Annotated in this window: 19 protein-coding genes; 14 read left to right on the forward strand and 5 right to left on the reverse strand. The window is 69.5% G+C overall.

From position 1 onward, the window contains the following. The first annotated feature begins 3 nt into the window (after positions 1–3). From CAP_RS12425 to CAP_RS12475, 11 genes are all read left to right on the forward strand, one after another. Positions 4–654: a hypothetical protein gene (locus CAP_RS12425; protein WP_044240155.1), complete on the forward strand. Its 651-nt coding sequence runs from the start codon at positions 4–6 to the stop codon at positions 652–654. After that, on the forward strand, positions 654–1,529 hold the full coding sequence (locus tag CAP_RS12430; protein WP_052374930.1) for an SCO family protein: 876 nt from the start codon (positions 654–656) through the stop codon (positions 1,527–1,529). The genes CAP_RS12425 and CAP_RS12430 overlap by 1 nt, the downstream gene beginning before the upstream one ends. Then, a complete protein-coding gene (coxB, locus tag CAP_RS12435; protein WP_044240156.1) occupies positions 1,526–2,476 on the forward strand; it encodes a cytochrome c oxidase subunit II in 951 nt (316 codons plus the stop codon). The genes CAP_RS12430 and coxB overlap by 4 nt, the downstream gene beginning before the upstream one ends. A gap of 17 nt (positions 2,477–2,493) precedes the next feature. Next, complete coding sequence (gene ctaD / locus CAP_RS12440) at positions 2,494–4,146, forward strand: cytochrome c oxidase subunit I (RefSeq protein ID WP_044240157.1); 1,653 nt, start codon at positions 2,494–2,496, stop codon at positions 4,144–4,146. Further along, a complete protein-coding gene (locus CAP_RS12445; protein ID WP_044240167.1) occupies positions 4,143–4,820 on the forward strand; it encodes a cytochrome c oxidase subunit 3 family protein in 678 nt (225 codons plus the stop codon). Before ctaD ends, CAP_RS12445 begins: the two co-directional genes overlap by 4 nt. Before the next feature lie 11 nt (positions 4,821–4,831). Further along, the gene (locus CAP_RS12450) at positions 4,832–5,242 is read left to right on the forward strand and encodes a cytochrome C oxidase subunit IV family protein (protein ID WP_044240169.1); all 411 of its coding nucleotides are present in this window, start codon (positions 4,832–4,834) and stop codon (positions 5,240–5,242) included. Between the two features lie 141 nt (positions 5,243–5,383). Next, positions 5,384–6,868 (forward strand): sensor histidine kinase, encoded by a 1,485-nt coding sequence (locus CAP_RS12455; RefSeq protein ID WP_081864812.1) that lies wholly within the window; start codon positions 5,384–5,386, stop codon positions 6,866–6,868. A gap of 2 nt (positions 6,869–6,870) precedes the next feature. After that, on the forward strand, positions 6,871–7,419 hold the full coding sequence (locus CAP_RS12460; RefSeq protein ID WP_044240172.1) for a response regulator transcription factor: 549 nt from the start codon (positions 6,871–6,873) through the stop codon (positions 7,417–7,419). A 39-nt stretch (positions 7,420–7,458) separates the two neighbouring features. Then, a complete protein-coding gene (locus tag CAP_RS12465) occupies positions 7,459–7,908 on the forward strand; it encodes a hypothetical protein (RefSeq protein ID WP_156040727.1) in 450 nt (149 codons plus the stop codon). A gap of 362 nt (positions 7,909–8,270) precedes the next feature. After that, positions 8,271–9,617: a carboxypeptidase-like regulatory domain-containing protein gene (locus CAP_RS12470; protein ID WP_231511379.1), complete on the forward strand. Its 1,347-nt coding sequence runs from the start codon at positions 8,271–8,273 to the stop codon at positions 9,615–9,617. 211 nt (positions 9,618–9,828) lie between these two features. After that, positions 9,829–11,571, forward strand: coding sequence for a nitrite/sulfite reductase (locus tag CAP_RS12475; protein ID WP_081864816.1), 1,743 nt, complete (start codon positions 9,829–9,831; stop codon positions 11,569–11,571). A gap of 171 nt (positions 11,572–11,742) precedes the next feature. Here the strand turns inward: CAP_RS12475 and CAP_RS12480 are convergent, their stop codons facing one another. The 4 genes from CAP_RS12480 to CAP_RS12495 all read right to left on the reverse strand — a co-directional run bounded on the left by CAP_RS12480 (position 11,743) and on the right by CAP_RS12495 (position 17,968). Next, positions 11,743–13,848 (reverse strand): ATP-dependent helicase, encoded by a 2,106-nt coding sequence (locus CAP_RS12480; protein ID WP_081864813.1) that lies wholly within the window; start codon positions 13,846–13,848, stop codon positions 11,743–11,745. A 74-nt stretch (positions 13,849–13,922) separates the two neighbouring features. Then, positions 13,923–14,720 carry a peptidylprolyl isomerase gene (locus CAP_RS12485; protein ID WP_197041140.1) on the reverse strand — a complete coding sequence of 266 codons (798 nt, stop codon included), beginning with the start codon at positions 14,718–14,720 and terminating at the stop codon, positions 13,923–13,925. 32 nt (positions 14,721–14,752) lie between these two features. Then, positions 14,753–16,093, reverse strand: coding sequence for a sigma 54-interacting transcriptional regulator (locus CAP_RS12490; protein WP_231511381.1), 1,341 nt, complete (start codon positions 16,091–16,093; stop codon positions 14,753–14,755). A gap of 105 nt (positions 16,094–16,198) precedes the next feature. Further along, complete coding sequence (locus tag CAP_RS12495) at positions 16,199–17,968, reverse strand: adenylate/guanylate cyclase domain-containing protein (protein WP_231511383.1); 1,770 nt, start codon at positions 17,966–17,968, stop codon at positions 16,199–16,201. 154 nt (positions 17,969–18,122) lie between these two features. Between CAP_RS12495 and CAP_RS44365 the strand changes: the two genes are divergently transcribed. Next, the gene (locus tag CAP_RS44365; protein ID WP_156040728.1) at positions 18,123–18,920 is read left to right on the forward strand and encodes a hypothetical protein; all 798 of its coding nucleotides are present in this window, start codon (positions 18,123–18,125) and stop codon (positions 18,918–18,920) included. Positions 18,921–18,991: 71 nt separating this feature from the next. Then, the gene (locus CAP_RS12505) at positions 18,992–21,385 is read left to right on the forward strand and encodes an ATP-binding protein (protein ID WP_052374939.1); all 2,394 of its coding nucleotides are present in this window, start codon (positions 18,992–18,994) and stop codon (positions 21,383–21,385) included. Between the two features lie 3 nt (positions 21,386–21,388). On the opposite strand, the gene CAP_RS12510 is transcribed toward CAP_RS12505, so the two are convergent. Continuing rightward, positions 21,389–23,122 carry an OmpA family protein gene (locus tag CAP_RS12510; RefSeq protein WP_052374941.1) on the reverse strand — a complete coding sequence of 578 codons (1,734 nt, stop codon included), beginning with the start codon at positions 23,120–23,122 and terminating at the stop codon, positions 21,389–21,391. Positions 23,123–23,306: 184 nt separating this feature from the next. On the opposite strand from CAP_RS12510, the gene CAP_RS12515 reads away from it, so the two are divergent. Then, positions 23,307–24,524, forward strand: a 1,218-nt coding sequence (locus CAP_RS12515; protein WP_044240184.1) for a FecR family protein, incomplete at its 3' end; no start/stop codon positions are given.

Raw genomic sequence — 24,524 nt, forward strand, 5'->3', positions numbered from 1 at the left:
ATCATGAGCGACGCGGTTCACGCAGCAGACGCCGAGCACCACGATCCCGTCGAGGTCGAGGCGGACCGCCCCAAGAACGGGCTCATCGCGCTCTACATCGCGGGGTTGATGGTCGCCCTCGTGCTGATCGTCACGGCCGTCTACGAGCTGTTCGTCTACGAGTTCACGGCGCAGATCCAGCTACAGGTCCTCGATCCCCCGAACAGCGCCCTGCGCGAGCTCCGGGCGAGCGAGGAGGCGAAGCTCACCCGCTACCAGTGGGTGAGCCAGAAGGATGGCGTCGTGCGCGTCCCCCTGACGCGGGCCATCGAGGTGACGCTGCAGAGCTACCGGGAAGCGGCGGCGCGGCCCCCGGAGCAGCAGGGCACCACCACCGCGCCCGCGGAGGGCACGCCTGCCGAGGGTACGCCCGCCGAAGGCGCCCAGCAGGGTGAGCCCAAGGACGGCGACGCCAAGGACGCGGACAAGAAGGACGGCGACGCCAAGGACGCAGCCGCGAAGGACGGCGACGCCAAGGACGCGGACAAGAAGGACGCGGACAAGAAGGACACGGCCACGGAGAAGCCCGAGGTCGCGCCCAAGAAGAAGGCTCCCAAGAAGCCCGCGTCCGCGCCGGCCGCACCTGCGCCTGCCTCTGGAGGCGAAGTCTACTGATGAAGCTCCCCCGGCTCCTCGCCCTGATCACCGCGATGACGCTCGTCATCACGGTTGCCGCGCCTGCGGCCAGGGCGGGGGCTCAGCCGGCGTCGCCGATGGCCCGTGGCATCGAGGCGAAGCCGGTCGACAACACGCTCCCGAAGGAGCTCGAGGGGATCGGCATCGAGGACAAGCCGGGGGCCGAGGTTCCCAGAGACGCGCGGCTCCGCGACCAGGAAGGGCGCGAGGTCACGCTCGGTCACTACCTCGACGCGGGCAAGCCCCTCGTCCTGGTGCTGGCCTACTACCAGTGTCCGATGCTGTGCTCGATGGTTCTGAACGGCGTCTTGAACGCCATGAAGGCCACGGCATGGACCGCCGGCAATGAGTACCGGGTGCTGGTGGTGAGCTTCGATCCACGGGACACCGTGGAGCTGGCGAAGCAGAAGCGCGACAGCTACGTGGGGGCCTATGGCCGCGACGTGGGCGAGCGCGGGTTCGACTTCGCCGTGGGTGACGAGGCCAACGTGCGGCGGATCGCCGACGCCGTGGGCTTCGGTTATCGCTGGGACGAGGCGACGACGCAGTTCGCCCACGCCGCCGGCGCGTTCGTCGTCACACCCGAAGGGCGGCTCTCCCGGACGCTGTATGGCGTCACGTTTCCGGAGACCACGCTCCGCCTGGCGCTCGTCGAGGCCGGGCAAGGCACGATCGGTACCACCCTCGATCGTGTGATCCTGTTCTGCTTTCACTACGACCCCAAGGAGGGGAGTTACGTCGTGGCGACCTGGCGCTTGATGAGGGCCGGGGGCGCGCTGACCGTGCTCTTGCTCGGGGCGCTGCTCTTCCGCCATTGGCGGAACGAGCGGTTGGGGACTCGCGAGGCATCATGAACAAACCCCACATCAATATCGATTCCTTCTGGCTTCCCCGGCAGAGCTCGACGCTGGCCGAGAAGGTCGACTTCGGTTACTACGCGGCCTACTGGACCGGCATCGTCTTCTTCCTCCTGATCACGGGCGCGACCGTGTACCTCGTCCTGAAGTACAGGCGCCGCACGGAGAAGGACAAGACGAGCCCCATCGCGCACAACACCGCGCTCGAGGTGACCTGGTCGCTCATCCCGCTGGTGATCCTGATCTGGCTCTTCTTCGTGGGCCTGCGTAGCTACGTCTACGCCTCGGTGGCCCCGGCGGAGTCCTACGAGATCAAGGTCACGGGCGAGATGTACCTGTGGACCTTCATCTACCCCGACGGCACGGCCGTGGTGAACGAGCTGGCGGTCCCCAAGGGACGCCCGGTGAAGCTCATCATGAGCTCGAAGGACGTGCTCCACAGCCTGTACATCCCGGAGTTCCGGGTGAAGCAGGACGTGGTGCCCGGCCTCTACACGACGATCTGGTTCAACGCGACCAACGCGGGGGACACGGCGCTCCTGTGCACCGAATACTGCGGCAGCGGTCACTCCGATATGCTCGCCACGGTGAAGGTGCTCGAGGAGTCCGACTTCGAGAAGTGGATCGAGCAGCAGTCCGGCCCGAGCGATCTGCCTCCCGAGGAGCTCGGCAAGCTTCTCTACGCCAAGAAGAGCTGCGCCACCTGCCACTCGGTGGACGGCTCCCCCATGCAGGGGCCCACGTTCAAGGGCATCTTCGGGCGTAACGAGGAGTTCTCCGACGGGAGCCGCGTCGCCGTCGACGAGAACTACATCCGCGAGAGCATCTTGAACCCGCAAGCGAAGGTGGTGAAGGGCTTCCCGGCCGTCATGCCGACCTTCCGCGGGCTGCTCAAGGATCGCGAGATCGACGCGCTGATCGCTTACCTCAAGACCGTGAAGTAACCTGGCGAGGGTGCGAAATGTCGCAGACAGCAACAGTTGATCACGTCGTAGCGCCCGACTCAGGCAAAGGCGCCGTTGACTACATCCGCAATGGCAAGGGCATCGTCTCCTGGCTGACCACGATCGATCACAAGCGCATCGGCCTGATGTACCTGGGCAGCGTGGTGCTCGCGTTCCTGGTGGGCGGGCTCTTCGCGCTCGCCGTGCGCCTCGAGCTGCTCACGCCGTCGCGGACCATCATGAGCGCCGCCGGGTACAACCAGGCGTACACGCTGCACGGCGCGGTGATGGTCTTTCTGTTCATCATCCCGTCCATCCCGGCGTCGCTCGGCAACTTCCTCATCCCGATCATGGTCGGGGCGAAGGACGTGGCGTTCCCGAAGCTGAACCTGTTCAGCCTCTACATCTTCTGGATCGGGGCGCTGATCACCCTCTCGTCGCTGGTGCTCGGCGGCATCGACACGGGCTGGACGTTCTACGTCCCCTACTCGAGCCGGGTCTCCACGACGGCGGTCGTCAACGTGACGCTCGGGGCCTTCATCATGGGCTTCTCGAGCATCCTGACGGGGCTGAACTTCATCGTCACGATGCACAAGCTCCGGGCGCCCGGCATGAGCTGGTACCGGATGCCGCTGCTCTGCTGGGCGCTCTACGCGACCAGCCTGGTGCAGATCGTGGCGACGCCGGTCCTCGGGATCACGCTGCTCCTGCTCATCTTCGAGCGCGCCTTCCAGATCGGCATCTTCGACCCGGCGCTCGGCGGTGACCCGGTCCTGTTCCAGCACTTCTTCTGGTTCTACAGCCACCCGGCCGTCTACATCATGATCCTGCCGGGCTTCGGGATCATCAGCGAGCTCATCGCGGTGCACTCGCGGCGCAAGGTCTTCGGCTACAAGGCGATCGCCTTCTCCAGCGTCGCCATCGCGCTGATCGGCTTCCTCGTGTGGGGCCACCACATGTTCGTGTCGGGTCAGAGCGAGCTGGCGGGGACGATCTTCTCGTTCCTGACCTTCATCGTGGCCATCCCGTCCGGCATCAAGGTGTTCAACTGGACGAGCACCCTGTGGGGCGGCTCGATCAAGCTCGACACGCCGATGCTCTACGCGCTGGTGTTCCTGATCCTGTTCACCATCGGCGGGCTGACCGGGGTGTTCCTGGGGATGCTCGGCGTCGACCTGCACCTGCACGACACCTACTTCGTGGTGGCGCACTTCCACTACGTGATGGTGGGCGGCACGGCGGTGGCCTTCTTCGGTGGGCTCTTCCACTGGTGGCCCAAGATGACTGGCAAGATGTACTCGGAGAAGGGCGGGGCCGTGAGCGCCATCCTGGTGTTCATCGGCTTCAACATGACCTTCTTCACCCAGTTCTTCCTGGGCAGCCGCGGCATGCCGCGCCGCTACTACAACTACCTCGACCAGTTCCAGCCGCTGCACGCCTTCTCGACGGTGGGCTCCTGGGTCCTCGGCGCCGGCTTCGCGCTCGGCATCGTGACGCTGCTGGTCTCGCTCAAGAACGGCAAGCAGGCGCCGGCGAACCCCTGGGGTGGGCTGAGCCTGGAGTGGCAGACGGCCTCGCCGCCCATCACCGAGAACTTCGAGTCCACCCCCGTCGTGACGCACGGCGCGTATGACTACCCGCTCGCGCAGGGTCAGAAGGAGCACGCATGAGCAGCAGCGCCGAGGCGCACGTCGCGAACGGGGAGAAGTCTCCCCAGTTCCACGTCGCTCACCATTTCCCGACCGCCGACATCCAGTTCAACTCCGGGAAGATGGGGATCTGGCTGTTCCTCGTCACGGAGATCCTGCTGTTCGGAGGGATGTTCTGCTCGTTCGCGATCTTCCGTAGCTGGTACCTGGGCGGGTTCGTCGAGGCGCACCACCACCTCGACCGGGTGATGGGCGGTATCAACACCATCGTCCTCATCTGCTCCAGCTTGACGATGGCGCTCGCGGTGCGGGCAGCGCAGACGACCAACAAGAAGGCGGTCACCGTCCTCCTCGGTCTGACGCTGGCCTTCGCCGCGACCTTCCTCGTCATCAAGTACTTCGAGTACTCGCACAAGTTCCACGACGGCCTGCTCCCCGGGATTCACTTCACGGCGACGGGCTTCCAGGAGCCGCGCGAGGCGGGGATCTTCTTTGCCATCTACTTCATGATGACGGGGATCCACGGCTTCCACGTGCTGGCCGGGATGGGGCTCATCACCTGGATCCTCATCCGCAACCTGAAGGGTCAGTTCTCCAGCCGGTACTACGCGCCCGTCGAGGGCGTGGGCCTCTACTGGCACCTCGTCGACCTGATCTGGATTTACCTGTTCCCGCTTCTGTACCTGGTGGGCTGACGGAGACGCACATGGCGACGCATTCAGATACCCACGCAGACGTCCACGGCCACGCCCATGGCGGCGCGGACCACGTCCCCCACGTGCTCCCGCTGAAGATCTACATCAGCACGTGGATCGCGCTGATGGTCTTCACGGTGATCACCGTGGCGGTGAGCTACGTGGACTTCGGCGACTTCAACCTGTGGATCGCGATGCTGATCGCGACCTGTAAGGCCAGCCTGGTGGCGCTCCTGTTCATGCACCTGCGCTGGGACGAGCGGTTCAACTCGATCATCCTGGTGTCGTCCCTGATCTTCCTCGGGATCTTCATCGGCTTCACGATGAGCGACACCGACAACCGTGGTCGGGCGGAGCCCATCGAGCACGACCGTCCCCTGGACATCAAGGATCCGTTCGGCTTGCAGTCTCCTCAGCAGTAAGCGCAGCCGTCTGGCCGCGCGCCTGAAAGGCGTCGCCCTCGCGAGGGTGGCGCCTTTCTCGTTTGCGGGGCAGCACACGGTTTCCCGTGCGCGCGGCGCGGGCCGGCGGTAGTGGTCGCTCAGGCTCCTCGCGCATCCCGCATGCAGACGCACCCTCCCACCTGGACGATGGATACCGCCGGGGGTGGCACGGCCATGGCCTCGCCCCGGAGGCGGCGGCTGGCCGTGCTGCTGACGGGGCCCTCTCCCTCGTCCGACGAGACCGCCGACCGCTGGCTGGTCCAGCTCCGGTGGGCCGCCATCGCCGGCATGCTCGCCACGACCGCCGCAGGGAAGGTGCTCGTCCCCGGCCTGGGAGCCGCCCCGCTCCTCGGCGGCATCGCGGGGATCGCGATCATGAACCTGGTCTGGACGTGGCTCGGCAGGCGCGACGCCGACGCGCGCGTCGACGGCGGTGAGCCCCGCGATCGCGCGCCCCTGCAGATCCTGGGCGACGTCGTGGCGCTGACCTGGATGCTGTGGTTCTCCGGGGGTATCCAGAACCCCTTCGCCAGCTTCCTCACGTTCCAGATGGCCCTCGCCGGCCTGCTCTGTAGCCGGCGGACCACCGTCATCGTGGCCGCGGCGACGCTCTTCGCCATCGTCGCCCTGCTGACGGCGCCGCCGCTCCCGCTCGACAGCGCTCCCCTCGGGATCGTGCGGATCAAGATGCTCGGCGATCTCGTCTCCATCGCCGCCCTCACCCTGTTCTTCGGCTTCTTCGTGATCGTGTACGGGCATCGCCTGGAGGAGATGCGCGAGCAGAGCATGCGCAACGAGCGCCAGGCGATGGTCGGTCGCATGGTGGGCGGCATCTCCCACGAGCTGTCCACGCCGCTCGCGACCATCCTGCTCGCGAGCCGTGACCTCGTGGACGTCGTCCGAGAGGCCGGCTCCGAGGAGGCCGCGCGCCTCGCCGAGACCGTGGCGGGAGAAGCGCAGCGCGCCAGCGAGATCATCAGCCTGGTGCGGGGCCAGATCCGGTCCGACCAGCGGATGGAGATGGTGGAGCTGACCTCCTTCGTCGAGGAGGTCACCCGCTCCGAGCTGGCGCGCCTCGGCTACTCCGGCGTGCTCTCCTTCGAAGGGAGCGAGCCGGTGCACGCGCGCGTCCTGCGCTCGGCGCTCCGCCAGATCCTGGTCAACGTGCTCACGAACGCCGTGGAGGCGATGGCGACGGGTTCGGGGCGTGACAGCACCAGCGAGGGCGCGGGGGAAGGCGGGGACGCCCCTCAGCAGCGGATCTCCGTCGCGGTGGAGGTGCGCGGCGACGACGTGGAGATCGCCATCGCCGACAGCGGACCCGGCTTCAGCGCCGCGATGGAGAACCGCCTCGGCGAGCCCTTCCAGACCACGAAGGAGTCGCAGGGCGGCATGGGGCTGGGCCTCTACATCAGCACCCTGATGGCAGCCCGGATGCATGCCGTGCTGCGCGCGGAGAGCGATGCGCTCGGGGGCGCCACCGTGACGTTGAGCTTGCAACAGAGCGCCTTGCAGCAGAGCGCCGAGAGTGACAGGGGCGGAGGTACGGGAGACAGGGTGAGCGGCTCATGGCAGATGAACAGGCGCGGGGAGGGTGAGGGGTAGCGATGGTCCAGCGGATCGCGACAGCGCTGGTGGTCGACGACGACGACGCCTTCCGGATGACGCTGCAAGGCGCGCTGCGTCGGCGGGGCGTCATGGCCCGGACCGCGGCCACGGTGGACGAAGGGCTCCTCGCGCTCGAGTACGAGCCGGCAGATCTCATCGTGATCGACTACCGCATGCCCCGCGGCGATGGCCTCAGCGCCCTGGCGCGGCTCCGTGCGCTCCAGCCCGAGGCGGTGATCGTGATGCTCACCGGGTACGGCGACATCCCTCTGGCGGTGGCGGCGGTGCGAGAAGGTGCGGACACCTTGCTCACCAAGCCCGTCGATGCCGACAGGTTGCTCCGTGAAGCCGCGACCCTGCGGGACCGTCCCCGCTCGACGACGGGCCCGTCGTCTCAGCAACCTGCGAGCTTGAACCTGGACGAAATGGAGCGAGAGACCATCCGCGCGGCGCTGAAGCAGTCGGGTGGTGTGGTTGCCAGTGCTGCAAGGCTCCTCGGTATCGACCGCCGTACGCTCCAGCGAAAGCTCAAGAAGATCGGGGTGTGAGGCCGCCCGTGGCGCATCGGGCCATGGTACAAACGACTCATGACCCACCGGCTTTCGGCTCTTGCGGCAGTCCTCATGGCGCTCGCCTCGTGCAAGTCGGCCAAGCCCGCGGAGCCCACGAAGCCCCCGGAGCCCGCAGCGCCGCCCATCGCGATGGTGCATTCCTCGGTGGTGGCCACGAGCTGCCCGCAGGTCACCCAGTTCAACGCAAAGCAGGCCGAGAACGCGATCAAGAAGCTCGTCGAGCCCTGTGAGCGCATCCCGGGCGGAGCGGCGCGGTTCACCGCGACCATGCTCCCCGGCGGACAGATCCAGCTCGGGTCCCCTGAAGGCGATCCGGTCGAGGGGACCGTCCCCACCTGCGTCACCAAGAACGTGCTCACACACAAGGTGTTCCTCAGGAAGGCGTGTGTGTTCCAGGTGGAGCTGGAGGAGCGGCCCATCATGGCTCCTCAGCCTGCCCAGAGTCAGACCGGTACGGACTCTTAGGTCCAGCATCCCCTTAGAGGGAGACCACGCGTCCTTTACGCGGCGTGGTGCGCTCTCCGTGGTTCCACGCACATACCTGGGAGCAGGATCACCTCCGCGGGTCCGGAGAGGGACCCCGAATGCAGTTCCGTCCACGCCCTGGGTCGTTGCGCGTTGATGACACTCGCGTACGCTGCAGGATGCGATGTCTTCGGGCTGCGCGCTGGAATGCGCCGTCCCAGGAACACGGAGGTCTCATGAAAAAGTGGTCCATGCGAGCGGCCCTGATCCTGGCCGCTGTCGCCGTGCCGGCTGTGATGCCAGGCTGCAGTTGCTCCGATACGTCTTCCACGGGAACCACGGAGGGCGGAGGGGGCGGAAATGTGGGGGGTCACGGTGGAGAGGGCGGCGCTGGCGAGGGTGGTCAGCTCTTCCCGACCACGGGTAGCGCAGGTGGTGGCGGCGAAGGGCCGTGCCAGAACCTCGAATGCTCCGTCGTCGAGTGCGACGGTGAAGCGAAGACCACGGTGAGCGGCGTCGTCTACGACCCCGCAGGCCGGGTGCCTCTCTACAACGTCACCGTCTACATCCCCAACGCGCCGCTCAGCCCCATCGCCGACGGCGCCACCTGCGAGACCTGCGCTGCCAACCTCTCCGGCGATCCGATCGCCGCGACGCTGACCGACACCGAGGGCCACTTCGTCCTGGAAGACGTTCCGGTGGGCGAGAACATTCCCCTGGTCATCCAGGTCGGCAAGTGGCGGCGCGAGTTCGTGTTGCCCTCCGTCGAGGCGTGCGTGGACACGCCGACCGTGGACCACGAGGTTCGCCTCCCGCGCAACCAGGCCGAAGGCCACATCCCGCTGATCGCGCTCACCACCGGCGGCTTCGACCCGCTGGAGTGCCTGGTCCGCAAGATGGGGATCGACGACGCGGAGTTCACGTCGGAAGGAGGCAGCGGGCGGATCCATCTCTTCCACGGCAGGGAAGGCGGAGAGCGTTTCGCGGACACCCTGAACGGCGGCGCGGCGTTCACCCCCGCGAACAACCTCTGGGACACGCTCGATGGCCTGATGCGCTACGACGTGGTGCTCCTCGCGTGCGAGGGCGAGCAGTTCCCCGAGACCAAGCCGCCGGCCGCGCTGCAGGCCATGCACGACTACGCGTCGGCTGGAGGCCGGATCTTCGCCTCGCACTGGCACAACATCTGGATGGAGTTCGGCCCCACGCCGTGGCCCGAACTCGCCGACTGGGATTTCCAGTCCGACCCGCTGGAGCCGTTCACGAGCCACATCGACACGTCCTTCCCCAAAGGGGCTGCGCTCTCAGACTGGCTGGTGAACGTGGAGGCGTCGCAGACGCCGGGCGAGATCCAGGTGCTCGACCCGCAGCACAGCATCCTCACGGTGAACGACCAGCTCACCACGCGCTGGGCTTACAGCGAGGCTCCGCACGACCCCGGTGTTCAGTACTTCACCTACAACACGCCGCTCATCAAGGCGGACGGCACGCCCGAGGAGCCCGAGAACCAGTGCGGTCGCGTGGTGTACACGGACATTCACGTCTCCTCGGGCGACTACCCCGGCGATTCCTACCCCTTCCCCCAGGGCTGCATCACCAATGAGCTCTCCGCCCAGGAGAAGGTGCTGATGTTCATGCTCTTCGACCTCTCGGCCTGCGTCACCTCCGACGACGAGCCCCCGCCCCCGCCCCAGATCGAGATCCAGTGAGGCGCTGAGCGCTTCACGCTGACGCCGCCACCCGGTGACCCGGGTGGTGGCCTGGCTTTCGACGCTCTTCACCACGCTCTCCGCCACACTCACCAACTCCCGCGTGGCCAACGGCGCGGGCCGGCCGCTCCGGCCAGAGATCCGTCCGCAGAGCTGCGTCGCGCGCCGGGAATTCTCTGCCGCCTGGCGTCATGGCGCGTATGCTCGGGGAATGTCGTCCCGGATTGAGCGTCAACTGGCCGCCATCGACCGCCTCGAAGAGGGCATCGGCAAGTTCAAGCGGGGCGAGATCAGCCCGGACCAGTTCCGTCCGTTGCGCCTCGGCATGGGCCTCTACGCGCAGCTCGCGCACGTGAAGCACATGCAACGCATCAAGATCGCGGGCGGTCGCATCACCGCCGAGCAGCTCGACGCGCTCGCCGAGGTCACCGATCGCTGGGGCCGCGGCCTCGCCCACGTCACGACGCGTCAATGCATCCAGCTCCATCACCTGGAGCTGGAGGACTCGGTCGAGCTGCAGCGCGTGCTCGTTCCGCTTGGCATTAGCTGCATCGGCGCCTGCGGCGACGCGGTGCGCAACGTGACGGCGTCGCACCTCGCGGGGGTGGTCGAGGAAGAGGTCTTCGACGTCTCACCCTACGCGCACGCCCTCACCCAGCACTTCTACTTCCAGGAGCACAACCTCCGCTTGCCGCGGAAGTTCAAGATGGGCCTGTCGGGGAGCGACAAGGACCACGCGCAGATCATGATCAACGACATCGGCCTCCTGGCGAAGATGGGCCAGGTGGAGGCCGCCGACGGGAGCGGTGAGGGCAAGGAGGAGCCTGGGTTCGCCGTCTATGTCGCAGGCGGGCTCGGGTCGACCCCGGAGATCGCCCACCTGTGGCGCGAGTTCATCCCGGCGCGCGACGTGCTCGCGGTGGCCGAGGCGATGGTCGCGATCTTCTTCCGCGACGGCGAGCGCAAGAACCGCAAGAAGGCACGCCTCAAGTTTGTGATCCGCAAGGTTGGCGAGGCCGAGTTCTTCCGCCGCCTCGACGAGACGTTCGCGAAGATCCAGGAGGAGCGCGAAGCGCAGCTCCACGCGCAGCTCGACGGTTACCTCGCCGAGTACGCCGAGGCTGCACCGCTCGCCCCGGGTGAGGGGGGCGTCCCGCTCGGCGACGCGGCTTTCGCGCGCTGGGTCCGCACCAACACCGTTCCGCAGCAGCAGCCCGGTTACCGGGTGGCGACGATCAAGCTTCCCCTCGGCGACATCACCGGCGCGCAGCTCAGGCGCCTCGCCACCCTCAGCCGCGAGCACGGCAACGGCGAGGTGCGCGCCACGAACACCCAGAACCTGGTGATGCGCTGGGTCCCCGAGTCCCACCTCGCGCAGCTCCACCGGGAGCTCGGCGCGCTCGGCCTCGCCGAGGCCGACGCCGACCACATCACCGACGTGGTGAGCTGCCCGGGCGCCGACTACTGCACGCTGGCGGTGACCAAGAGCATGTCCGTGGGCGCGCAGGTGCGCGATCACCTCGCCAGGGAGAGTTCCCGGCAGGAGGCCGACGACAAGATCCGCCGCATTGGCGCGTTCACCATCAAGATCTCCGGCTGCCCGAACTCCTGCGGCCAGCACCACGTGGCTGACATCGGCATGACCGGCATGGTGAGCAAGGGCCCCGACGGCGTGGAGCGACCCGCGTACTCGTTCCGCCTCGGCGGTGGCTGCGGCCCCGCGGCGCGCATCGGTGACCGGATGGAGGGCCGCATCCTGGAAGAGGACGCGCCCAAGCTCATCGCGGCGATCGCCGAGTTCTACCTGGACCAGCGCGTCGAGGGAGAGACGTTCCAGGAGTTCGTCCTCCGCCGGGGCGCGAAGGACATCTCCAGGGCAGGGCTCGCCGTCACTGGCAACACTGTCTACGGCGCGGACGCTGGCTCGGATACCGGCGCGGACGCCGCGGAGTGACGCTGCGCGGCGCCACTCCTGGGAGTACGTTCCCCATGTTCGTCCCGGGTCCTCGGCTCGGCGTTCGAGCGAAGTCACGGGGGTAGGGACCGAAGGTCCCTGAATTGCCGTACGCAGTACCGACCATCGGGAGCGTAGGGACCGAAGGTCCCTGAACCAGGGTACGCAGTGCTAGGGGCGGCGTCGGGGGATTACTGGCTGGTTCGCCGAGAATGGGTTGAACGATAGCGCGGCGAGCACGCTCGCGGCGCCTGCCTTGGTCTTATCGATCTCGGGCGCCTGCGGCCCCTCTTCCTCGCGCTCTGCGAGCAGCTCTTCCGGCACGTCGAGCAGGAACCGGCTCGGCGTCCGCGGCACGAGCTTCCCCCGGCTCCCTCGGGCCTTGGCGCGGCACAGGTAGAGCCGGTCCTTTGCGCGGGTCACCGCCACGTAGAAGAGCCGCCGCTCCTCGTCGATGCTGTGCCCGACCACCTCGCCTTCACCCCCCGAAGGCGCCGCGTCCGTGGCGCGCTCCGAGAGCGCCCGCTGGTGCGGCATGATCCCTTCTTCCAGGCCGATCACGAACACGTACGGGAACTCCAGCCCCTTCGAGCCGTGCATCGAGCTGAGCGTCACCCGGTCGGTCGCCTCTTCCTCCTCGCTCTCCTGGCGCAGCGCCAGGAGCCGCAGGAAGTTCGCGAACTGCTCCCTGTCTCCCTTCCCCTGCTCGTCGCGCCGGGTGAACACGTTGAGCAGACCTTCCAGGTTGCCCCACCGCCGCGCCGCCGCGCTGTTCGAGGTGGAGCCCGCCACGATGTCTTCCTTGAACCCCGCGTCCACGAGCAGCGCCCGTGCGATCTGCGCGCTCGGCTCTCCCCGCTCGAAGCGCTGCCGCGTCGCCTCGACGATGCGCACGAGCTGCCTGCAGCCCTCCATCGCCGCCGAGGACAGCTCGTGCACCGCGTGGGGGCGTGACACCGCGGTCCACAGGATCAGGTCGCGGGCCGTCGCGTGCGCCGCGAGCTTGGCCACGGCCGCGTCCCCGATCGCCCGCGCCGGGTAGTTGAGGATGCGCCGCAGCGACATCTCGTCCTCCGGGTTCAGGGCCACCTTGAGGTACGCGATGAGGTCCTTCACCTCCTTGCGCTCGAAGAACTGCGTCCCGCCGATCATCCGGATCGGGATCTGCCGCTCCTTCAGGGCCGCCTCGATGGGGCCCGACAGGAGGTTCGACCGGTAGAGCACCGCGATGTCCCTGGGGCGCGCGCCCTCGCGCTCGAGGAGGCGCATCGCCTCGGTGGCGACGAAGCTCGCCTCCACGTCGGGATCGGCGCAGATGACGTGCTGCACCTTGTCGCCTCCCATCCGGGTGGCGATGAGCGTCTTCCGGTGGCGGCGCCCGCCGGCGCGCGCGAGCACCGCGTTGGCGACGTCGAGCACTGGCGCGCGCGAGCGGTAGTTGTGCTCGAGCTTCACCACCTTGGCGCCCCCGAAGTGCTCCTCGAAATCGAGGATGTTGCGCACGTCGGCGCCGCGCCAGGCGTAGATGGACTGATCGTCGTCGCCGACGACCACCACGTTGCGGTGCGTGCCGAGCAGCCGCAGGAGTTCGAGCTGCGCGTGGTTCGTGTCCTGGTACTCGTCGACGATCACGTACCGGTAGCGGGTCCGCCACCGCTCCAGCACGTCGGGGCGGCGCTTCCAGAGGTTCACCACCTCGCAGATCAGATCGTCGAAGTCGAAGGCCTGGAACGAGCGCAGCGCCGCCTGGTAACGCGGGTACACGAGCATCGCCACCTCGTCGTACTCGTCGATCCCCTTGCCGCTGCGCTGCGCCTCCTCCCAGGCCTCGGAGGTCTGGAAGGCGTTCTTGGCGTTGGAGATGCGCGCCAGGATCGCGCCCACGTCGTAGCTGCGCCCCGAGCGCAGCTCCCTCAGGATCTCGCGGATGACGCCCGTGCAGTCCGACTGATCGAAGATCGCGAAGGCGCTGCCCCGCAGCCCGAGGGCCTTGGTCTCGGCGCCCAGCACGTCGAGCCCGAAGCGGTGGAACGTGCACACCGTCAGCTCGCGCGCGAGCTTCGAGCCCACGAGCTTGCCGACGCGCTCGTGCATCTCGGCGGAGGCCTTGTTGGTGAACGTCATCGCCAGGATCGAGCGCGCGGAGACCCCGCGCTGCAGGAGCCTGGCGATGCGCTCGGTGACGACGCGGGTCTTGCCGGAGCCTGCGCCGGCGAGCACCAGCATCGGACCCAGATCATGCTCGACTGCCGCGCTCTGGGAGGGATTGAGCTGCATACTGCGGCCTGCCGCTCTACCCCGGCAGAGCGACGTCGGGGAGCTTGTTTTTTACGGCCGCCCGGTCACCCCGCTCAGAGAATCTTCGCTTCCTTGATCCGGTCGAGGAGCGGAAAGTCTTTCTCGATGTACGCGTCCCCCTGGCTCTGCATCACGAACGGATTCGGCCCCTTGCCCTGGGGCGCCAGCTCTCCGTAACCCTTGTAGAAGGAGTCGACCACGCTCATCCCCTCGACCACTTCGCCGAAGGGCGTGAACCCCATGCTGTCGAGCCGCGCGTTCTTGTCGGCGTAGTTCACGAACACCTGCGTCGTGCGCATGTCGGCTCCGGCCGTCGCGAACGTCACGAGGCCCCGCTTGTTGCTCTTCTCCCGCTTGTCGTCCGGGATGAACGCCTTGAACCACGCCCCGTTCACCGACGGGTTGGGGCTCACCCCGAACTGCGCCATGAACCCGTCCACCACCCGGTGCAGCCGCACCCCGTCGTAGAAGCCGAGCTTCACCAGGTTGAAGAACCGGTCTGCCCCGTTGGGCGCCCACGCGCGCGTCACCTGCACCACGAAATCGCCCTTCGTCGTGGTGAACTTGACCTTGTACGTGTCCGGCGCCTGCTCCTTTGCCAGCTCCGGGTGGAAGATGGGCGCGTCCCCGGTCAGCGCCGATCCCGTGGGCGCCGGCTGTGCCTTCGCGGAGGCCGCGCTGGCCGCCGCGGCGCTCGCCTCGCTCTTCGCGGAGGCCGATCCCGTCGTCGCCCCCGGCGCGGGCGCGTCGCCCTTCGAGCACGCGGATGCGCCGAGCATCGTGAGCGCTGTGAGCGCTGCGGCGAGGAGGGCAGGGGACCGAACCGAGGAGCGGGGCAGCGTCACCAGCATCCCGGCACGCTAGCGCAACCCGACGCCGGACCTCAATCGAGCGCCGCGCCCCGCCGCAGCCCGTGCCGCTGCAGCAGCCGGTGCAGGTACATCCGGTCCAGACCTGCCTTGCGCGCCGCGCGGCTCACGTTCCCGCTCGCCCAGCCGAGGAGCGCCACCAGGTACTCGCGCTCGAAGCGGTCCACCACCGCCTCCTTCGCTTCCTTGAACGGCCGCTCGATGTCCACGCTCATCGCGTCGAGCGCACCCGGCTCTCCCACCTCGAGCGGCGCGCTGGACTGCCCGTCCGAGTGCGTACCTTCGAGCAGCGCCTCGCCCCCCAGCACCACCGTGCGCTCCACCTGGTTGCGCAGCTCGCGCACGTTCCCGGGCCAGTCGTAGCGCAGCATCTTGTCCATCACGTCCGGCGGGAACAGCTCCGACCGGTCCGACGCCCCGAGCGCGCCCAGGAAGTGCTGCACGAGGAGCGGGATGTCCTCCTTGCGCTCCCTGAGCGGCGGCACCCGCACGGTCACCACCGACAGCCGGTAGTAGAGGTCCTCGCGGAACCTGCCGCTGTTCACCTCGCGCTCCAGCCGCCGGTTGGTCGCCGCGATCACCCGGATGTCCACCTTGCGCGCGCGGCTCTCTCCCACCCGCCGCACCTCGCGCGAGGCCAGCGCCCGGAGGAGCTTCGGCTGCATCTCCAGCGGCAGCTCCCCGATCTCGTCGAGGAACACCGTCCCCCCGTCGGCCTCCTCGAACGCGCCTGCCCTGTCGCGCGACGCCCCCGTGAACGACCCCCGCACGTGCCCGAACAGCTCGCTCTCGATCAGTGTCGGCGAGATCGCCCCGCAGTCCACGATCACCAGCGGCTTCTGGGCGCGGTTGCTCCGCTGCACCAGCTCCGTGGCGATCAGCTCCTTGCCCGTCCCGTTCTCGCCCTCGATGAGCACGTCGGACGACGCCTGCGCCACCCGCTGCAGCACGTGGAACATCCGGCGCATCGACAGCGACGCCCCCCAGAGCGACCCGAAGCTCAGCACCGCCGGCAGCTCCGTCTCCGAGATCGCGCTGGCGTCGCGCACCCGGATCGTCGACTCGCCCAGCTCGATTACGCACTCCGGCTGGATGTCCGCGTCGCGGACCCGCGCGCCGCCGATCCAGATGCCGTTCAGCGAGCCCACGTCCGTGACCCGGAAGCCTTGCCCCGATCGCTCCAGGATGCAGTGGAAGCGCGACACCAGCCGGTCCGAGAGCACCAGATCGTTGCTCGGGTGAGCGCCCACCCGCACGAAGTCGCTGTCGAGCACCATCACCCGCCGGGTGGCCTTCCCGCCCTCGCGCTCCACGCACAGCTCGAGCCGTGGCACGCGCAGGATCTCGGGTTTCATCCGAGGTTCGGTGACCGCTGCAGTGTCAGCGGGTCCCATGGACCGGGAGAACGACATGGGGCGCATGGTAGTACAACCGCCGCGCCCCCGTCCTGACCCCTGCGCTCACCCTGGATCGAGCGCGTACACCCGGGTCGCTCCCTTCCGCCCGGTGAGGCTCTGTTCGCCCAGATACCGCAGCGGGAAGGCGTCTCCCGCGAGCACCTGGGTCGCCTCCGCGACCAGCACCTGGTTCGGCTGCGCGATGGATTCGAGCCGCGCGGCCACGTTCACCACGTCCCCGATGACCGTGTACTCCATCCGCTTGTCCGAGCCGATGTTCCCCGCGATCGCCTCGCCGGAGTTCACCCCGATTCCGAGGCGAATCTCCACGTCGTACCGCTTCTTCCAGTCGTCGTTCGCGGCCTCCAGGAACCGCATCATGTCCTCGGCCGCCGCGAGCGCCCGCGCCGCGTGGTCCTCCTGCCCCACGGGGGCTCCCCAGACGGCCATGATGCAGTCGCCGATGAACTTGTCCACCGTCCCCCCGTGACGGAACACGATCTCCGTGAGCACCGAGAACAGCTCGTTCAAGAGCCCCACGATGCGCTCCGCCTCCCGTGACTCCGCGAGCGGCGTGAACCCCACCACGTCCGCGAACAGCACCGTCACCGCCGTGCGCTGACCGCCCAGCGACAGCGGGTGCTCCCCCCGCACGATCGCCTCCACGATGGCGCGATCCATGAAGCGCCCGAGATCTCCGCGCAGCCTCGCCTGCCGGCTGATCTCCGCCTCGCCCGCCTCCAGGTCGTGCGCCATCTTTCCGATCGCCGTGGCCAGCTCTCCCAGCTCGTCGCGCCGCGCCTGCACCTGCGGCACCGGCTCCCCCTCCGCGGGGCCCAGCTCGCGCCACTGCCGCGCGCCGATGAGCCGCGCCCGCGCCACAAGATCCAGGATCGGCCGGGTGATCTGGCGGCCCGCCACGAGCCCCACCACGATGGCCAGGAGCGCGCCGGCGAGGGCCACCGCGAGGCCGCCCCGCTGCATGTCCGTGAGCGCCGCGAACGCCTCCGCGCGCGGCCGCCACACCAGCACGGCCCAGCGGAACTCCGGCACGATCTGGATCGCGCCCACCACCTCGCGCCCGTCGATCTCGTGCTGGCTCACCGCGCTCACGCTCTTGTTCCAGGCCACCTCCGGGCCCAGCAACCCGAACATCGGCAGCCCCGAGACATCGCTCCCCACCTCCACCCCGGGCGCCCCCACCGCGGCCACTGCGGTCCGCTCCTCTCCCGCGACCACCAGGCTCACCCCCTGCTTGCCGAACCGCCGCTCCGCGATCTCGCGCACGTCCTCTCCGAGCAGCGCGAGCGGCACCCCCGCGACCACGTAGCCCGCGGCCCCGCCGGCCTTCGAAGGCACCCGCACCACCACCACCCCTTGCCCGGGTCCCGTGAGTCCGAATGCCGCCTCTTCCTCGTCGGCAACGCGCCGCAGCTCCGCGGTGCTCTTCGGTGGGTCCGCCGTCGCCTCCGCCTTCCGGAACACCGTTTGCAGCCCTGCCGACGGCACCTCCAGCCGCACCGCCTCGGTGATTGTGCGCGTCCCGAGCAGCGCCCGCACCTGCGCCATCACGTCTTCATCGCGCGTCGCTCCTTCGGCTGCGCTCGCGAAGAGCGCGGCCACCACCCGCGCGTCGCTCTCCACGTCCCGCGTCAGCCGCGCCGCGGCCCCGACCACCTCGGCGACCACCGCCGACTGGAGCATCTCCTCCGCGTTCTGCACGGGCCGGCGGCTGATCTCGATGAGCAGCGCCACCGCAACCACCACCGGCAAGAGGGTGATCCCCATGAAGAGCACCGCAGCCTTCGTGCGGAGCGAGCTGCGCAGCGCCATGCGCCGAAGCTAGACGGAACGACGGGCCGCCGTTGCTGGAAACGACCCGGAGCAGTGTCTGGAGCCACGAAGCAAGCGTGCGGAGCCTCCTGACCTTGCGATGAAGGTCGGGGCCATTCTCGACATCCCCCGGCCTTTTGGCTACAGAGGGCTGATGCAACGAACGGGGATCCGCGCCCTCGCCACGGTGGTTGTCGCAGCGTTCACCGTGAGCGGCAGCGCGCTTGCCCAGAGCGCCCCCACCACGTCGACCGCGCCGGGTGCTCCGACGACGTCCGCCACCATGGCGACCTCGGCGCAGCCAGCTCCCTCGGCGCAGCCAGCTCCCTCGGCGCAGCCAGCTTCTGGGGGGCAATCCTCGACGATGGGCACGGGCAAGCCCGAGAGCACCGCGGCTGGCGCTGCTGTCTCTGCGGAGGCGTCGGCGCAGCAGGCGGCGGCCAGCGTCGACGCGCACGCCGCGGTGCCCGAGTCGGCCCGGTCCCGCGAGGACAGGGCCGAGCCGGGCCCCAACTGGGTCCTCGTCGGCGTCGGCTCGGGCATCACCGCGGCGCTCCTCGGCGGCACCATGATTCTCTTCACGTTCAGCGGCAACCGGGTCACCGACTCCGGTAACCTGGCGCTCAATGCGGGCGCGCTCGTGACTGAGGTCGAGGCGGAGGGCGGGTCGTGCACCGGGAACGCCCTTCCGGAAAAGTGCGTGCAGGCGGCTTCCTTGCAGAGCGAGGCGATGCGGCTCAAGAGCCAGGGCGATACCTTCCAGGCCCTCGGCATTGCCACCTTCGCGGGGGCCTGGATCGCCGGCGCGATCACCGTCGCGTACGGCGTGTGGCCCCGTGAGCGCGAGAGTGAGCGGGAGCGGGACAACAAGCGCGAGGCGCGCCGCAATGTCTGGGTCGCCCCGAGCTTCGGCCCCGGCACTGCCGGCCTCGTGATGCAAGGGCGGTTCTGAGGCGGTTCTGAGGCGGCTCTGAGGCGGCTCTGAGCAGGGAAGACCCCGGCGACGTGCAGCGAGAGGGTTCTGTGTGGCTCATCGCGAACAGCACGGAGCATGTGCTCCTCGTCAGGGACATCCTTGCCGCAGCGCATCCCGTCGAGGTCGTCACCGACCCTGACCTCGCGCTCGCGCGCCTCTCCCCCGGCGTCGCGCCTCCGCTGCTCCTCGTGCAGGCACGGCTGCCGGATCTCCCGCCCGCCGCCATCTGCCGCGGAGCCCGCGCCCACTGCGATCGCGCGGCGCTCCCCATCCTGGTGCTCCTGCCTCCCGGCGCGGAGGCAGAGCGCCATGAAGCTGCCCTCGACGCCTTCCGCGCCGGCGCGAACGACGTGGTCTCCGCCGCCTGCGATCCTGCCGAGCTGCTCGCGCGCGTCGCCTCGCTCCTCGACGTGAGCCGCGCCCACGCCGCGCTCCTGGCAGAGCATGCGCGCGCCTCCGCGCCACCCAGCGAGGAGGTGCAGGAGGCCCGCTTCCGCACCATGGCGGACACGGCACCTGCCATGCTCTGGGTCACCGAGTCCGATGGCCGGTGCTCCTTCCTCAGCCGCGGCTGGTACGAGTTCACGGGCCAGTGCGAGGAGACGGGCCTCGGCTTCGGCTGGACCGACGCCGTCCACCCCGACGACCGCGGCGCCTCCACCCGCGCCTTCCTCGAAGCCAACGAGCAGCGCAGGCCCTTCGCCATCGACTACCGCCTCTGCAGCCGCGAGGGCATCTACCGCTGGGCCATCGACGCCGGGCGCCCCCGCCTCGGGCCCTCCGGCGAGTTCCTCGGCTACATCGGCTCCGTCATCGACATCCACGACCGCAAGCAGGCCGAGGCCGAGCTGCGCGAGACCAACCTGCGCCTCTCCGAGGCCGTCGACGCCGCCGAGGCGGGCACCTGGCGCATCGACGTCGGCTCTGGCGTCGACAGCCGTGACCGCGGCTTCAACCGCATCCTCGGCCTCCCTGCCGAGGACACCGCCTCCACCGTCGCCGACTTCTTCGGCCGCATGCACCCCGACGACGTCAGCACCGCCCTCGCCGCGTGGCGCCAGGCCCTCGGCCGCTGCGGCGTCTACGACATCGAGCACCGCATCATCCGCTCCGACGGCGCGGTCCGCTGGATCCGCAACCGCGGCCAGGTCATCGCGGGCCTGGAGGGGGCCCCCCTCACCGCCACGGGCGTGGTCACCGACACCACCGAGCGCAAGCAGCGCGATCTCGAGCGCGAGCTGCTTCTCGAGAGCGAGCGCGCCGCCCGCGCCGAGGCCGAGCGCGCGAGCCGCACCAAGGACGAGCTGGTCGCCACGGTCTCCCACGAGCTGCGCACCCCGCTCAACGCCATCCTCGGCTGGGCGCAGCTCCTCCGCCGCCCCACGCGCCAGCCCGAGCAGATCGACAAGGGCCTCGAAGTCATCGAGCGCAACGCCCGCATGCAGGCCCAGCTCGTCTCCGACCTGCTCGACGTCAGCCGCATCGTCACCGGCAAGCTCCACGTCGAGGTGGGCCCCCTCGACCTCGACGCCGTGGTCCGTGCCGCCCTCGAAGACCTCCGCGCCCCCGCCGTCGCCAAGGGCGTCGCCCTGCGCGCCCAGATCGAGACCCTCGACGCCCCGGTTCAGGGCGACTCCAACCGCCTGCAGCAGGTCGTCGTCAACCTCGTCTCCAACGCCATCAAGTTCACCCCTCGCGGCGGCCTCGTCGACATCACCCTCGAACGCTCCGGCGCCTGGGTCGTCCTCACCGTGCGCGACAGCGGCCAGGGCATCGCCCCCGAGGTCCTCCCCCACATCTTCGACCGCTTCCGCCAGGCCGACTCCACCATCGCCCGGCGCCACGGCGGCCTCGGCCTCGGCCTCTCCATCGTCAAGCACCTCGTCGAGCGCCACGGCGGCCGCATCCACGCCAGCAGCCCTGGCCTCGGGGACGGGGCCATCTTCGTCGTCGAGCTCCCCTGCGAGGCGAGCGCCCCCCTCTCGTCGTCCCCGATGAGCGGCCGTCCTCGCGCCCGCCACACGCCCCCGCGCACCACCCTCGACGGCGTCCGCGTCCTCGTCGTCGACGACGAACCCGACGCCCTGGAGCTCACCCGCCGCGTCCTCGAAGAGCAGCGCGCCACCGTGAGCACCGCCCTCTCGGGCCCCGAGGCGCTCAGGGCGCTGCGCGCGAACACCCCCCACGTCCTCGTGAGCGACATCGGCATGCCGGGCATGGACGGCTACACCTTCATCCGCGAGGTCCGGGCTTCCGGCGACATCGCCCTCCGCGACCTCCCCGCCGTCGCCATGACGGCCTTCGCGCGCCCCGAGGATCGCCGCCGCGCCCTCGACGCCGGCTTTCACGCCCACATGGCCAAGCCCATCGAGCCCGCCGAGCTGGTGGCCATCGTCTCCACCCTCGCCCCCGACGACGACCTCCCGCCCAACTCCGCCTGAGCTTCAGTCCTCGTCCACGGGCCCGTCACGCCAGCCGGCGGCGCCTTCCGCCGTGCGCCGCCGGATCTGGAACTCCACCCGCCGGTTCTTCGCGCGCCCTGCATCCGTCGTGTTGTCGGCGAGGGGCCGCCGCGGCCCGAACCCCCGCGACTCCAGCCGCCGCGCGTCCACCCCGTGCTCGATCAGCCACTGCACCACCGACAGCGCCCGCCGCCGAGACAGGTCGAGGTTCGCCTTCTCGGACCCCCGCCCATCCGTGTGCCCGTCCACGGCCACCCGCGCGATCTCCGGGTGCTCCTCGAGCGCCCGCACCACCTGCTGGAGCAGATCGAAGCTCTCCTTCAGGATCTCCGCCTTCCCCGTCGCGAAGTTCACCTGCTGCAGCAGGACGATCTGCGACCCCTCGACCCGCACCGCCCGCGGACAGCCGTGGGTCTGCGGATCCTGCGTCGCCTCACCGCGCTCCGAGGGGCACGCATCCCGCGCGTCGACGATCCCGTCCCCGTCGGTGTCGGCAGGGCACCCGTGCCGCTCCGCGTTCGTGCTCGCCACCCCGGCCTCGGCCGGGCATCGATCGTCGGCGTCGACGATCCTGTCCCCGTCCTGGTCCGGCGGACATCCCCGCCGCGGCGGCCTGTCCACCCCGACCAGCGCCGGGCAGGCATCGTCGGCGTCGACGACCCCGTCCCCGTCTTGATCGCTCACCGGCGCCACCCCCACGGCACGCTCGGGGACCTTCGCGCCCACCGCCTTGGCCGCGTCCCTGCGCGCCCCGTCCCCTTCGCCCGCGTCGCCTGCCACCGGGGTGCGCTCCCGACTGCGCCCCAGATCGGCAGCCACGCTGATCCCCCCGAACAGCCGGAACGCCGGCGTCCCCGGCGTCCTCCCGAACCCCGGACCACCCCCGAGCCCCAGCGTCACCGGCCCCAGCGCAACCCGCGCGCCCAGCCATCCCTCGGCGCTGACCCCGCTCCGCGCCCGCTCCTGCAGCGGGTTCCCTGCCACGCCCGCCACCATCAGCTCTGGCCCGATCTGGAACCCCCCCAGCCGCAGCGCTGCTGCCACCCCACCGAACGTCTCGCCCCCCGTCAGGCTCTCCTCGGATGCCGGCACGAACCGCCCCCCGAACGTCGCCGACCACAGCCAGCGCGGGTACTCCCCGCCCACCACCAGCGCGGGCGCGAAGCGCGCCGACTCCGTCCCCGAGAACGCGCGCGCCCCTCCGCCGGGCAGCCACACCGACATCCGCAACGCTGCCGCCGGCACTGCCCCATCCTGCCCGAGGAGCGCCACCCGACCGCCCACCCGCAGATCTCCTGCTTGTGCCCCCGAGGGTGCCGTCACCGTCTGCGTCCCCAGCGTGCCGGACGTCCCCCCTTGCTCCACGGTCACGGGCACATCGAGGTCGAGCTTCACCCGCTCGAACAGCTCCATGCTGACGAGCACGTGGAGCACCACCTGCCGGCTCACCCAGGTCAGCTCGTCGCCCTCGTCGCTCTGGCGGCGCAGTGACAGCGGATCGCGCGCGTAGCTGAGCAGCGCCGCCGCCCCCGGCGCGAGCTTGCCGGGCACGCTTGCCGAGGGCACCGAGAAGAACGCATCTCCCGCGGGCGCCGGGTCGAACCGATCGAGCGCCGTGGATTCCTGTGCCGCTGCCTTCGAGCCGCAGAGTGTCACGACGGCGCCCGCCGCGGCGTGCGCCAGGACGCACACCAGCCGGCCCAGCCAATGCGCCATGACCCTTCGTAGGGCATCCGTCCTCACCTTGCAATGCGGAACTCGATCCGATAGCGTCGACCACGCCGTGGCTCCCCCGAGAGGCGTATTGACTGCGCTCACCGCCGGCCTGCTGAGCCACACCACAGCCGCATTTTCTGCGGGGCCTACCGAGGGATACCCGGAGCCGGTCATCCAATGGGGCGTGCAGAAGGGCGAGACCTGCGACGATATCGCCAAGGTCACCTACGGCTCGACGAAGCACGTCGCCCTCCTGCACCGTTATAATCGCGTGGCCTGCAGCCCTGGCGTGGCCTTGCCCGAGGGCCTCACCCTGGTCCTCCCCGCCACCGTCACCACCATCCCCGATGCCAGGATCAAGGGTGCGCATCCCGAGGTCCGCGCCCGTCCTTCCGGTGGGGGCTGGGTCACGGCCTCGGCCGGCATGCCCCTCGGCACCAATTCGAGCGTCAATACCCTCGACGAGGGCCGCGCGGACATCGAGTTCATCGACCGCACCCGCCTCGTCCTCTCCCCCCGCACCCTGGTGGTCATCTACGGCACCGCCAGCCGCTCCCGCGTCTCTCGCGCCCCCCCGGCGGCCGTCGAGCTCGAAGCCGGCGAGGTGAAGGCTGCTCTCTCCGCCCTCCGTGGCGACTCCGGGAAAGCGGGCGACTCGTCCCGCGCGTCCCTCGCCACCGTCGAGGTCGACATCCGCGGCGGCGGACGGGTCAGCGCCACCTCGCGCGACACCGTCGTCCAGCGCAAGGGTGACCGCACCACCGTCGCCGTGTTCGACGGCAAGGCCGCCGTGAATGCAGCGGGCCGCGCCGTCGACGTCCCCAGGAACCACGGCACCCGCTTCACCCCCACCGTACCCCCCGCGCCTCCGCGCCCGCTCCCGCCGGCCCCGGCCTGGGCCTCGGCGAGTGGCGGCGCCCCTGCCCGTGGCTCGGACATCCTCCTCGCCTCCGGAGCGACCGGCGTGCTCACCGCGGCCTGGCAGCCCGTCCCTCGTGCCATTGCATATCGCGTCGAGGTCGCCCGCGACCCTGAATTCAATGATCTCGTCACCCGTGAAGAGGTCCCCTCCGACGTCCTCGTCTTCCGCGGCGAGCGCTTCCCCGTCGGTGGCTATCACCTGCGCGTCCGGGCCATCGACCACGAGGAGTACCTGGGCATTGCGGCGATCCGTGTGACCCACCTCGTCCAGGCCACCCTCGGCCAGGCCGGCCAGATCGACCCTGGCCAGATCAAAGCGAACCCTTATGGCGTGCTCCATTTCGGCGCCTCTCCTGCCCTCGAACTGGCCCTCGACGACGGCCCCTTCGGTCCGGTCATCGAGCAGGTCGACCTGAAGCAGCGCCATCCCCAGGTCATTCGCCTGCGCATCCGGGGCAGCGCGCCCGACCTGGGGATGGCG

Origin of the sequence: Chondromyces apiculatus DSM 436 (assembly GCF_000601485.1) — a bacterium.
GTDB lineage: Bacteria > Myxococcota_A > Polyangia > Polyangiales > Polyangiaceae > Chondromyces > Chondromyces apiculatus.